The sequence below is a fragment of the Stenotrophomonas sp. P5_A8 genome, assembly GCF_056400545.1.
On sequence record NZ_JBFULB010000093.1, the window covers coordinates 1 to 12666 of the forward strand.

General features: G+C 64.7%; 10 protein-coding genes. All 10 read left to right on the forward strand.

The genetic code is table 11. From position 1 onward, the window contains the following. Positions 1-659, forward strand: a 659-nt coding sequence (locus AC1DQP_RS08840) for a sulfatase-like hydrolase/transferase (RefSeq protein ID WP_478051430.1), incomplete at its 5' end; no start/stop codon positions are given. Between the two features lie 165 nt (positions 660-824). Beyond that, a complete protein-coding gene (locus AC1DQP_RS08845; RefSeq protein WP_457321522.1) occupies positions 825-1811 on the forward strand; it encodes a lysylphosphatidylglycerol synthase transmembrane domain-containing protein in 987 nt (328 codons plus the stop codon). Positions 1812-1929: 118 nt separating this feature from the next. Next, positions 1930-3321 carry a UbiA family prenyltransferase gene (locus AC1DQP_RS08850; RefSeq protein WP_478051435.1) on the forward strand — a complete coding sequence of 464 codons (1392 nt, stop codon included), beginning with the start codon at positions 1930-1932 and terminating at the stop codon, positions 3319-3321. Beyond that, a complete protein-coding gene (locus AC1DQP_RS08855) occupies positions 3318-4625 on the forward strand; it encodes an FAD-binding oxidoreductase (RefSeq protein WP_478051431.1) in 1308 nt (435 codons plus the stop codon). The genes AC1DQP_RS08850 and AC1DQP_RS08855 overlap by 4 nt, the downstream gene beginning before the upstream one ends. Before the next feature lie 2 nt (positions 4626-4627). Beyond that, positions 4628-5359 carry an SDR family oxidoreductase gene (locus AC1DQP_RS08860; protein ID WP_457319617.1) on the forward strand — a complete coding sequence of 244 codons (732 nt, stop codon included), beginning with the start codon at positions 4628-4630 and terminating at the stop codon, positions 5357-5359. A 1-nt stretch (position 5360) separates the two neighbouring features. Next, on the forward strand, positions 5361-7661 hold the full coding sequence (locus tag AC1DQP_RS08865) for a hypothetical protein (RefSeq protein WP_457319618.1): 2301 nt from the start codon (positions 5361-5363) through the stop codon (positions 7659-7661). A gap of 69 nt (positions 7662-7730) precedes the next feature. Next, positions 7731-9023, forward strand: a complete 1293-nt coding sequence (locus AC1DQP_RS08870; protein WP_457319619.1) for an NAD(P)/FAD-dependent oxidoreductase — start codon at positions 7731-7733, stop codon at positions 9021-9023. Between the two features lie 237 nt (positions 9024-9260). Next, positions 9261-9929 carry a class I SAM-dependent methyltransferase gene (locus tag AC1DQP_RS08875; protein ID WP_478051432.1) on the forward strand — a complete coding sequence of 223 codons (669 nt, stop codon included), beginning with the start codon at positions 9261-9263 and terminating at the stop codon, positions 9927-9929. 32 nt (positions 9930-9961) lie between these two features. After that, positions 9962-10906, forward strand: a complete 945-nt coding sequence (locus AC1DQP_RS08880) for an NAD-dependent epimerase/dehydratase family protein (protein ID WP_478051433.1) — start codon at positions 9962-9964, stop codon at positions 10904-10906. A gap of 77 nt (positions 10907-10983) precedes the next feature. After that, positions 10984-12666, forward strand: a 1683-nt coding sequence (locus AC1DQP_RS08885) for a hypothetical protein (RefSeq protein ID WP_478051434.1), incomplete at its 3' end; no start/stop codon positions are given.

Here is a 12666-nt window from a genome sequence, read left to right on the forward strand (position 1 = left end):
GCGAAGGCGAGCGTCCCAAGTATCTCTCCGACAGCGCGTTGTTCGACACCATGCTGACCGAACTTGAGTCGCAGCCCCACGGCCAGCCCTTCTTCGCCGCTGCCTACAACTTTCAGACGCACGCGTTTCTGGACGGCGAGTACGCCTATGCGGGCGGCGACAACCCGCTGCTCAACCGCTTCCATACCTACGACCGCGATCTCGGCCGGTTCATTGACCGTTTCATGGCAAGCCGCCTGCATGAGAACACGCTGCTGGTGTTCACCGCCGACCACTCCACCTTCCCCGGACCCAACGCGGTCCGGGCAGATGACCGCGTCCACGGGTACTTCGTCGATACCATCCCGTTGCTGATGTACTGGAAAGGTGCCGAGCACCGGATGATCGACGTGGCCGGCAAGAATTCGCTGGACCTGGCGCCATCGCTGATCAGCCTGCTCGGGGTGAAGAAGGCCCACAACCTGTTTCTCGGCTGCACATTTTTCGAAAAGTGCGCAGTGGACAAGGTCTCCAACCTCGGCGCCGAATACATCCTGACCGATGGCGACGGCTCCTATTCGGAGTACTACGTCCCGCCGTCGCAGAAGACCTACTACGAAGAGAGCAAGCGAGTCATCGAACGCTACAAGTCGATGGATATGGTCATCGACGCCGACTGAGTTGCCGACATCGCCCGATTCGGCCGGCTTCCGCTGGATACGACGGATGCCAGGGATCTGAAGCAGTGAGGCACCCCTTTCAGCCCATCTGCTTCAAAAGCGACACCCGATTTTGGTACAATTTCCGGTTCGACCAGCAGCTGCCAGAAAGCGGAGCTCCGACCCATGCGCCCGCTTCACGATAGCCCCCTCGCACCCGATCCGGACACCAAGCGGAAGCGCTCGGTCGCTTTTCTGCTGGTTATCGGTGCCGGCTATCTGGGGCTGTTGGTGTATCTGGACCACGGCACCGGGATCCTGTCGAGGCTGGCGGACCTGTCGGGCCCTCTTGCCGTATGCGCGGTACTGGTCCTGCTCAGCTTCGCGATTCGCTACCAGCGCTGGCATACCGCGCTGTCCGCCCAAGGACATCGCGCGTTTCCGTGGTGGGCGGGCCTACGCGCGTACCTGGCCGGCTTCGCCTTTACCGCATCCCCTGGCAAGGCCGGGGAGCTGCTGCGGATCCGCTATTTCGGGATGTTCCAGGTGCCGCCCAGGACGGTGCTGGGCACCTTCATCTACGAGCGTGGGCTCGATCTGCTGGTCATAGTCTTCCTTGGACTCGGCGCGGCCACGCTGATCCCGGCTTTTGGCCTGCTGGTCGGCGTCGTGCTGGGATTCCTTCTGGCGCTGTGCCTGGCCGTCGCCTGGCCGTGGCTGCAGGCCACCCTGGACAGCGTCGCCGCCCGACTGCCGGGCAAACGGGTTCGTCAGCTCGCCAACTTCCTGCTCAGTGGCGCCAGGGATGCCGGACCGCTGCTGCACCTGCGCACCCTCGGCCCAGGAATCGCCCTGGGTGCGCTCGCCTGGTCCCTCACCGCAGCCGCATTCGCCTACCTGTGCCACGCGATGGGCATCCCCCTGGCCTGGCAGCATGCGCTGGGCATCTATCCGGTCGCGATGCTGGCAGGTGCGGTATCGTTCGTGCCGGGCGGCGTGGGCACCACCGAAGCGGCCATCGTGGTGATGTTGGGCGCATTGGGAACCTCGCTCGATGTCGCACTGGCCGCTGCCGTCGGTATCCGCCTGGTCAGCCTCTGGATGGCCGTCGCAGTGGGGATGCTGGCCATGCTCAGCCTCGAACTGCCGTCCAGCCGCCACGGGATGCGCTGAGTGGACCACCGCACTGCAAGCTTGATTTCCTTGGACGAGAACACTGCTTTTTCCATGCACAACGTGCCCACAACCGCCGGAGTCCTGAATCTTGGCCATTGAACATCGTGCCCTCTGCGTGGACCTGGACGGCACGCTGCTGCGCAGCGACATCCTCTATGAATCGCTCCTCGCCCTGCTCGCCCGCAACCCGCTGTATCTGTTCCTGATCCCGTTCTGGCTACTCGGCGGCAAGGCGGCGGTCAAGCGCCAGCTGGCATCCCGCGTGCAGCTGCCTGCCGAGACCCTGCCCTACGACGAGCGCGTGCTGGAGATTCTGCGGACCACTACGCAGCGACCGCGCGTGCTGTGCACCGCGTCGGACCAGATGCTGGTGCAGCCGATCGCCGACCATCTGGGCCTGTTCGAAGAGGTGATGGCCAGCGATGGCCACACCAACCTGTCCGGCCACAACAAGGGCAAGGCGCTGGCCGAGCGCTTCGGCGAACGCGGCTTCGACTACATGGGCAATGGCCGGGTCGACCTGCAGGTCTGGGCGCACGCCGGCGGCGCCATCGTGGTCAACAACGGTGAGGGCCTGGCCCGCGAGGCGGCCAAGCGCACCGAGGTGCTGGCGCACCTGCCCGCGCAGAATGGGGGCCTGCTGACCTGGATCAAGGCGCTGCGCATCTATCAGTGGTTGAAGAACCTGCTGGTGCTGGTGCCGCTGCTGACCGCGCACCGCTTCCTCGACCCCACAGCACTGGTGGATGCCGGCACGGCGTTCCTGGCCTTTGGTCTGTGCGCCTCGGGCGTGTATCTGCTCAACGACCTGCTCGACCTCACCCCCGACCGGATGCACCCGCGCAAGCGCAAACGTCCGTTCGCGGCCGGTACGCTGCCGCTGCTGCACGGTCTGCTGGTCGCGCCGCTGTTGACCCTGGCCGGGTTCGCATTGGCGTTGCTGTGCAGCCCGTCGTTCGCGTTGGTATTGCTGTGCTACTACGTGATGACGTTGGGCTACTCGCTGCAGCTCAAGCGCATCGTCATGATCGACGTGGTGCTGCTGGCCGCGCTGTATACCGTGCGCATCATCGGCGGCACCGTGGCGATCGGCTCGGAACTGTCGTTCTGGCTGCTGGCGTTCTCGATGTTCGTCTTCCTCAGCCTGGCGATGCTCAAACGCTACACCGAGCTGGCTTCGGCCCTGGCCAATGGCAAGGAGCTGGCGATCGGACGCGGCTACTCGGTCGCCGACCTCCCCTTGGTGCAGTCGCTCGGCGCGGCCGCCGGTTACATCGGCGTGCTGGTGTTCGCGCTGTACATCAACAGCCCCGAGAGCATGGAGCTGTACCGCCATCCCAAGGTGCTGTGGCTGCTGTGCCCGATCCTGCTGTACTGGATCAGTCGCATGTGGATCGTGTCCCATCGCGGCGACATGCACGATGACCCGATTGTATTCGCCGCCACCGACCGTGGCAGCCAGATGGTCATCGCGCTGGGCGTGGTGATCGTGCTGGCCGCGATATGAGGTCTGCCGGCGGCCAGTCCTGGGGGCGTTACCCCCGGGCGACACAGCAGCTGGCGCCGGTCACCGACCGTGCTGCCCTGCTGCCGGCCGTCGATGGCCTGATGCTGCCCCATGGCAATGGGCGCAGCTATGGCGACAGTTGTCTCAACCCGGGCGGCACGCTGTTGATGGCGCGGTCGCTGGACAGGTTCATCGCGTTCGACCCCGCAACCGGCATCGTGCGTTGCGAGGCCGGCGTGACGCTGGCCGAGATCATCGAGCTGGCGCTGCCGCAGGGCTGGTTCCTGCCGGTCACGCCCGGCACCCGCTACGCCACGGTGGGCGGGGCGATCGCCAACGATGTGCACGGCAAAAACCATCATCGGGCCGGCAGTTTCGGCCACCACCTGCGGGGTTTGGAGCTGCTGCGCAGCGACGGCCAACGGATCGCACTGGGTGCCGATGACGCCACCGGGCTGTTTGTCGCCACCATCGGCGGCTTGGGCCTGACCGGCTTGATCACCTGGGCCGAACTTCAGTTGCGGCGCGTGCCTGGGCCGTGGATCGAAACCGAGTCCATCCGTTTCGACTCGCTGGACGAGTTCTTCACGCTCTCGCGCGACTCGGCCGCGGGCTTCGAATACACCGTGGCGTGGATCGACTGCCTGGCCACCGGCAAGCAGCTCGGGCGCGGCCACTTCCTGCGCGGCGACCATGCCCGGGGCGACCCGCGGGCGGCCACGCCCAGCGCGATGCCCCGCCGCAGCATCCCGTTCGTGCCGCCGGTCTCGATGGTCAACGGCCTGACCCTGCGCCCGTTCAACACCCTGTACTACTGGCGCCAGCCCGGCCGCCGCACGCGCCACCTGTCGCACTACCAGAGCTACTTCTACCCGCTGGATGGCATCAACGACTGGAACCGGATGTACGGCCCGGCCGGCTTCCTGCAGCACCAGTGCGTGCTGCCGCCGGCAACCGCGCGCGAGGCCACCGCCGCCCTGCTGTCGGAGATCTCGCGCAGCGGGCGCGGCTCGTTCCTGGCGGTCCTGAAGGAATTCGGGGATGCCCCGGCACCGGGTATGCTTTCCTTCCCGCGCCCGGGCACGACACTGGCGCTGGACTTCCCGAATACCGGGCCTGACCTGTTCAGGATGCTGGAGCGGCTCGACCGTATCGTCGCCGAGGCGGGCGGGGCGGTGTACCCGGCCAAGGATGCGCGCATGTCCGGCGCCCTGTTCCGCCAGGCCTTCCCGGCCTGGGAGGCCTTCTCCCACCATATCGATCCCCGTTTTTCGTCCGGCTTCTGGCGCCGGGTCATGGAGTAAGCATGCAAAAGGTTCTGATCATCGGCGCCACCTCCGCCATCGCTGAAGCGGTGGCCCGGCTGTATGCCACCCGCGCCAGCACGATTTTCCTGGTCGGCCGCAACGCGAACCGCCTGGACGCCATCGCCGCCGACCTGCGCGTGCGCGGTGCCCACCAGGTGGACGCCTATGCGCTTGACGTCAACGACCTGGCCGGTCACGCCGCCATGCTCGACGCCGCCTGGGCGGCCAGCGGTGGTATCGATACGGTGCTGATCGCCCACGGCACCCTGCCCGACCAGGCCGCCTGCGACCAGTCGGTCGATCTGGCGATGCGTGAGTTCATCACCAACGGCACCTCCACCATCGCGCTGTGCACGGCACTGGCCCAGCGCCTGTCGGCCGGCAGCAACCTGGCGGTGATCTCCTCGGTCGCCGGTGACCGCGGCCGTGCCAGCAACTACCTGTACGGCAGCGCCAAGGCGGCGGTCACCGCGTTCCTGAGCGGGCAAGGCCAGCGCCTGGGCAAGCTGGGCATCAACGTGCTGACCATCAAGCCCGGCTTCGTCGATACCCCGATGACGCAGGCCTTCAAGAAGGGCGCGTTGTGGGCCTCGGCCGACAAGGTCGCGCAGGGCATCGTGCGCGCCTCCGACCGGCGGCGCGCGGTGGCCTACCTGCCGGGTTTCTGGTGGGCGATCATGATGGTGATCAAGAACATTCCTGAGTTTGTCTTCCGCAAGATCTCGCTCTGACATGACTGCACTGCACAACAGGGGAGGCACCGGCGCGGCCGCCGATGCCGATGCCGATGGACGTGGCGTGTCGCGGGCCAGGATCAAAAATATGCTCGGCGCGCGCTGCCTGGTCCTGCTGATCTGCGTATTGATGCTGGCCGGCTGCAACACACCGACGGATCCTGCGCGGGCGATGCAGGGTGGCTGCTCGCCATCGACCTTCCCCTTTTTGCCAGTTGATGCGTCCGTCGAAGGACGCATCACCCGCTGCGATGGTGGCGATGACTGGACCGGCAGGATCCAGACCCAGCCTTATCCTGCCGGTACCCGGCATATCGACGTGATGCTCACCGGCTACCCGTCTGTCCACGGCATCAACCTGAGCGCGGTCGGTCAATCCGGCAGAACCGCCCCCATCCTGTCGCTGCCCACTCCTCGGGAAAGCTGGCAGCGCGTGAATCTCACCATCCCCGAGGACGTGTCACGGGAAGCATTCAGCGTGGTGCTTGAGGATCACGCAACCGGCATGTACGGATGGGCCGGGTTGGGGGCATCCACCGTCACGCTCGCAGACACGTTCAAGCAGGGCCTGCTTCCGTTGCTGCTGGCGGTGCTGTTGGGCAATGCGTGGCTGACCGTGTTGTCGTTCTGCCTGCCGCGCGTCGGCACACCTCGCGAACGGGCGCTCACGGGGCTGCTTGCCGCAGGGTGCATCTGGCTGCTGGTGTTCATCGCCTTCGTCGGATCGGCCGCGCTCGGCAGTGTGGTATCCGCCGTGGCAGTGCTACTTCCGTTTGCATGGGCCCTGCGGACCGGACGGCGCCCTGGCCGCACGTTCGGCGAGCTTGCAGGGATCCAGAAGGAACTGCTGCCGGTGTTGCTGCTGGCGCTGCTGGTGCTGTGGATCGGCCTGTTCCCGTTCCATGGCAATGGCATGCCAAACGCAGAAGGCGCCAGCCGATGGCGCCCGCTCCCGATCGACGCGTGGCTGCCCATGCTGTTTGGCGACATGCTCGCGCAGGGCCGGCTCGATGTTCCGATGATCGGCGACTGGCTGAGCAGCGACCGCCCCCCGCTGCAGGCCGGCCTGTACCTGATGGTGCGCGACACCTGGCCCCAGGCCCATGGCTTGGTCTACCAGGGTATCTCGACCTGGGCGCAGACCCTGTTCCTGCTTCCGCTGGCGGCCCTGCTGGATCGTTTCGCCGGCAGATCGGTTCGAACGCTCACCCTGTTTGCGCTGTGCCTGTCCGCACTGGTACTGGTCAACGCCTTGTTTGTCTGGCCCAAACTGCTCGCAGCGGCGTTCTGCCTCATCTACTACGGCGCCCTTTTCCCAGCTGGTGGGATGCCGCGACGTTGGGGCCAGGCCGGTATCGCGGCTGCAATGGCGATGCTGTCCCACGGGGGCGCCCTGTTCTTCCTCGCCGGCGCCTCGCTGATGCAACTGGCATGGTACCGACGCGCGGGCCTGGTCATGCTGACCCGCACCGGTGCTGTCGCCCTGGCAGGTTATCTGCCCTGGATCGCCTACCAGCGTTTCATCGATCCTCCCGGTGATCGTCTCATCAAATGGCATTTCGCCGGCAAGGTGCCACCCGGCACCGAAAGCGCGCTGCATGCGCTGGTCGATGCCTACTCACACCTGACGCCTTCGCAGTGGCTGCATGCGCGGCTGCAGGACATCATGATCATCACCCGTGGCGCGCTCAGTGCACCCGTGGATGCGCTCTCAGTCATGGTGAACAACAGCGCGTCCGCCACTGCATCGTTCATCGAAGTCAGCTTCTTCCACCTGTTCTATTCGATGTGGTTCGCCTCGCCCTTGCTGCTTCCGCCCTGCCTGGCAGCGCTGTATTGGCGCAGCCGGGCACGCGGGGTGCGCGATCCTGCCCTCACTGAACTGCTGAAGATCCTCGCCACGGTGCTACTGGTCCTGGTGTTCTGGATGGTGGCGATGTTTGACGCCGGGGCCACCTCCATCCATCAAGGTGCCTATGCCGGCGGACTGCTGATGCAGGCAGCGATCCTGGTCGCCCTCGCACGCACCAGCAAGGTGTTGTTCTACGTCGTTGGGCTGGCCAGCATTGCCGTGGCACTGAGGGCCTATGCCCTGGATCGGGCGTTCCTGCCAGGCATGCAGATCGGCTATCTCGTAGGGACGGTGGCGTTGTGCGGCGGGCTGCTGGCGGCCCTCTGGCGCACGGCCAGCCCATACAGCCCGCCCTTGCACGCACCACACACCGCCGCCGAGGTCGAGCGCCCGCCGCGCAGTCTGCACGCCCAGACAGGCACAGAACTGGAACACGCTGGAACCTGATCGACCGCCGCGCTGGAGCTGAAATGTGCTGCAGCGCCGAACAAACAGCAACGAACGGACATGACCTCAATGAGCAAATTCGCCATCATCGGTAGTGGCCCCATGGGCCTCATGGCAGCCTTGGAGCTGCTCAAGCGCGGCCACCAGGTCGACATCTTCGAGCGCGACGACCGCATTGGCGGCATGTCCGCGGATTTCGATTTCGACGGCCTGCGCATCGAGCGCTATTACCACTTCATCTGCAAGACCGACTATCCGCTGTTCAAGCTGCTGGATGAAATGCAGCTGTCCGACCGCCTGCACTGGACGGACACCAAGATGGGCTACTACTACGAAGGCAAGCTGCACAAATGGGGCACCCCGTTCGCGTTGCTCGGCTTCCCGCACCTGGGCCTGATCGACAAGGTCCGCTATGCCCTGCACGTGATGCATACCAAGGGCATCCAGGACTGGACCGCGCTGGACAAGGAAAACGCGCGCGACTGGATCACCCGCTGGATCGGGCCAAAGGCCTACAAGGTGATGTGGGAGAAGGCCTTCGCGCTGAAGTTCTTCGAGTACCAGAACGACCTGTCGGCCTCCTGGATTGGTACCCGCATCAAGCGCGTGGCCCTGTCGCGGCGCAATCTTTTCAATGAAAGCATGGGCTACCTGGACGGTGGTTCGGCCGTGCTGCTGCAGAAGATGGCGGCGCACGTGCAGAAACTCGGCGGCCGGATTCTGCTGTCCCAGCCCATCGAGGAAGTCGCCTCGACCGACGGCAAGGTCACCGGCATCGTCACCCGGGACGGACACATCGCGTACGACCGCGTGGTGTCGACCGCGCCGATCCAGTATGTGCCCAAGCTCGTTCCGGGCCTGCCGGCCGCGTTTGCCGCACAGGTCGGCGCGATCGAGAACATCCCGGTGGCCTGCGTCATCCTCAAGCTCTCCAAGCCGGTGAGTGAGAACTTCTGGATGAACATCAGCGATGAGCGGATCACCATCCCGGGGCTGATCGAGTACAGCAACCTCAACCCGGGCAATGGGCCGGGCGAGCACATCGTCTATGCCCCGTACTACATGCCCAAAACCCACCCCAAGTGGCAGTGGAGCAACCAGCAGCTTATCGACGAGGTGATCAGCTACCTGCCGATGATCAACCCGGCGTTCAAGCCGGAATGGATCCGGGCCACCCATTGCCACCGTTATGAGTACGCCCAGACCATCTGCCCGCCGGGGTTCCAGGACATGCTGCCGCCCATGAAGACGCCAGTGGAAGGCTTCTTCATGGCCGACACGGCCTACTACTACCCAGAGGACCGTTCCATCAACGAGAGCATCGCGGTCGGCACCCGGTTGGCGGAAGTGGCCAGCGCCTGATCGAACCCCCATTCATTTTGGGGCGGGGGACGCACTGCGTCAGCCCGTCCTCTTGACCTACCATGCTCTCCAAAGGGCTGACAAAACGCATACGGAAGATGCACGCGCGCACAGCCGTTACCGCCCCGTGGCGGGCCGGATGCGCCAGGGTGCCTGCATCCAGAGCGCTTCGCTCCAGCTTGATGTGGACTTGATCCGCTTTTCCTTTCGCCTTCCCCCTTCCCAGGAACATGTCCGATGCCCGATATCGACCAGGATCTCGACGTCCTCTACCGCCACCGGTTCTCGCCCCAGGAACTTGCGAGCAAGAACCGCATCTGGCAGGTGCTGTGCGGCCAGTATTTCAGCCGCTTCGTCAGTCCCAATGAGACCGTGGTCGACATCGGTGCCGGCTATTGCGAGTTCATCAACAACATTCCGGCCGCGCAAAAGATTGCCGTGGACCTGAATCCGGACGTGCGCAAGTTCGCTGCCGACGGTATCCGCATCATCAACGAATCCTGCACGGCGGTGAGCTCCATCCCCAGCGGCAGCGTCGATGCGGTGTTCATGAGCAACTTCCTTGAACACCTGCCAAGCAAGGACCTGGTCCTGCAGACGCTGCGCGAGAGCGCACGCATGCTTCGCCCCGGCGGCCGCGTGATCATTCTGCAGCCGAACATCCGCTTCCTGTACGACGAGTACTGGGACTACTTCGATCACCACACCGCGCTCAGCGATCGCAGCCTGGTCGAAGGCGTCCTGATGGCTGGGTTGGATCCCAAGGTCGTCGTACCCAGGTTCCTTCCCTACACCACCAAGAGCCGGCTGCCGCAGGCGCCGTGGCTGGTGTCGCTGTACCTGCGTATCCCATTGGCGTGGCGCTTCCTCGGCAAACAGGCCCTGGTCGTGGCGTACAAGCGCTGATCCCGTTCTCCCAACATTTCCAGAGTTCGTCCATGGCAAACAAGAATGACAAGATCGTCTTGACCGGCGCCGCAGGCCTGGTGGGGCAGAACCTCATCGTCGAATTGAAGCAGCAGGGGTATTCCCAGCTGGTGGCGATCGACAAACATGAGCACAACCTCGCGATCCTGCGCCGCCTGCATCCGGACGTGACAACCATCCTGGCTGACTTGGCCGAACCGGGCGAGTGGGCCGACGCCTTTGCCGGCGCCCGCGTGGTGGTGCAGTTGCATGYCCAGATCACCGGCAAATTCCGCGCCCTGTTCGATCGCAACAACCTGCAGGCGACCGAACGCGTGCTTGCCGCGTGCGACCAGCACCGGGTACCGTTCATGGTTCATATCAGTTCTTCGGTGGTCAACTCGGTGGCCACCGACGACTACACCGAAACCAAGAAGTTGCAGGAAGCCCAAGTACGCGCCAGCAGCATCGCGCACTGCGTGCTTCGCCCCACCCTGATGTTCGGCTGGTTCGATCCCAAGCACCTGGGCTGGTTGTCGCGTTTCATGGCCCGCACGCCCGTCTTCCCGATCCCGGGCGACGGCCGCTTCATGCGCCAGCCGCTGTACGAGCGCGACTTCTGCCGTTGTATCGCCCAGTGCATCGCGCGCGAGCCTACCGGCGAAACCTACGACATCGTCGGCGCCACGCGGGTGGACTATGTGGACATCATCCGCACCATCAAGAAGGTCAAGAACCTGCGGACGGTGATCGTGCACATCCCCATCGGCTTCTTTGCTTTCCTGCTGCGGGTGTACAGCGTCTTCAGCAGCAAGCCTCCGTTTACCGCGGACCAGCTCAAGGCGCTGTCGGCCGGGGACGACTTCAAGGGGGTCGATACCGAGGCCATCTTCGGCGTGGCCCAGACGCCGTTTGAAGAAGCGATCCGTGAGAGCTACTGCGACCCGCGCTACAGCTCCATCGTCCTCAAGCGCTGAGCCTTCGCGCACCCTTGAGGGGGTGTCTGCCTGGTGGGGCGTCCATCTCATCCATGTAATGCACGAAACCAACACGAATGAACAACATGCGAGTCGAACGTCTGGCCGCTGCGCTTGGCAGCAATCAAACCGCCGTCGTCCGGCTTCTGCTGCTGCTGGCTGCGATCGTCGTCGCCAGCATAGGACTGGCGGACGATGGCTATCGCGGCAGCATCACTGGTGGGTGTTCGCAGGCCTACTCCCACTTCCTGAAGCAATCCACGTCCGCCTCGCCCAGGGCCATCACATTCTGCGACCAGCAGAATGCCGATCTGGCCGACCTCGTCGTCGGCCCGATAACGCCCGGCACGCGATCGATGACGGTGGACATCGCCGGCTACGGTGATACTCCCGGGATCAGCGCCGCATTGATTGGGGCGGACGGGCACCGCGAGGCGGTCGTACTGCCACGAGCCGGCGATCGATGGGTGCGCTGGACCATCGACGTGCCTGCGACACTGCAGGCGCAGGAAAGCCGTTTGGTCGTCAGCGACCAGACCAAAGAGGGTTTCGGCTGGATCGGCGTGGGCATTGCCGGCGGATTCGGTGGATGGCCTCCGGTGAGCATCACGCTGGTACTGCTGGCGATCCTCTACCCGTGGCTCTCTCGGCTTGGCGGCTCGGTAGCGCCGGGGACCGAACGGGAAGTTCGCAGTCGTAGACGATCGGTCCTGACAGCAATCTGCATCTCGGTTGCGACGCTTGCGGCGATGATGCTGCGAAGACCATCACAGTGGAGCCATCCCTACGTGTGGGTCGAAGACGGCAAGGAGCTGTTGCCGCACTTCCTTGAGTACGGCTGGGCGACATTCTTCCACCCGGTGGCCGGCTACATCCTGATTCCCAACAAGCTGATCAACGCGCTTGCGGTGACGATTTCCTTCCGGTGGCTGCCGGAGATCAGCCTTGGCCTGGCTGCGCTGGTTACCGTCGCAGTTATGGTCATCCTTGCCGTTGCACCGACGCGTCTGCGCGGCGCGTGGGCATGCGCGCTGGCGGTGCTGGCCGTCCCGACAGACCCTGAAGTGTTCACGACCTCGGCCTACGTGCTGTGGTGGGCAGCATTCCTCGTTGTAATCCCGTTGTTCTGGGATGAACGTCGTGCGCCCTCCCTGCGCTGGCGCATGCCGATGTTGGTGATCGGCGCATTTTCCTCGCCGCTGATCGTCATGATGGCACCGCTGTATGGTCTGCGCGCGCTGCTGCTTCGCCAACGCAACGAGTGGTGGATGCTGCTGGCGGCCGGGACTTCGGCAGCGGTGCAGGCCGCGTTGGTGCTGTACAACCCGATTGCGTCGGAAGCCCATCGTACCCTGCCGGGCATCCAGCCCCTGCTTGAGCGGTTCATGGGGCATTTCCTCTACTGGCATCCGGAAAACAGCCAGCCGGCGCTATTTGCAGGACTCGGGGCGGCTCTTGCTCTGGTCATCGCCCTGGCTGCCTGGGCGCAGAGGCGGCAGGGGTCGGATGTGCTGGCCGGCCTTGTCGCCTGCTTCGTCCTGTCCGTGGCGGCCGCCGCGGCCCGGGTACCCATCGATCCGCTGGACCCCTTCACTGCCGGACCGCGTTACTTCTTCTATCCCTATGTATTCCTCGCCTGGATACTGATCCAATTGGCGTTCAATGCACGCGGGCCGGGACGTGTGCTGTTCGTGCTGCTTCTGCTGGCGCCCCTGCACCAGACCGTGCTCTACGGCCGGCTCACGCACGCCCCGCTGGAC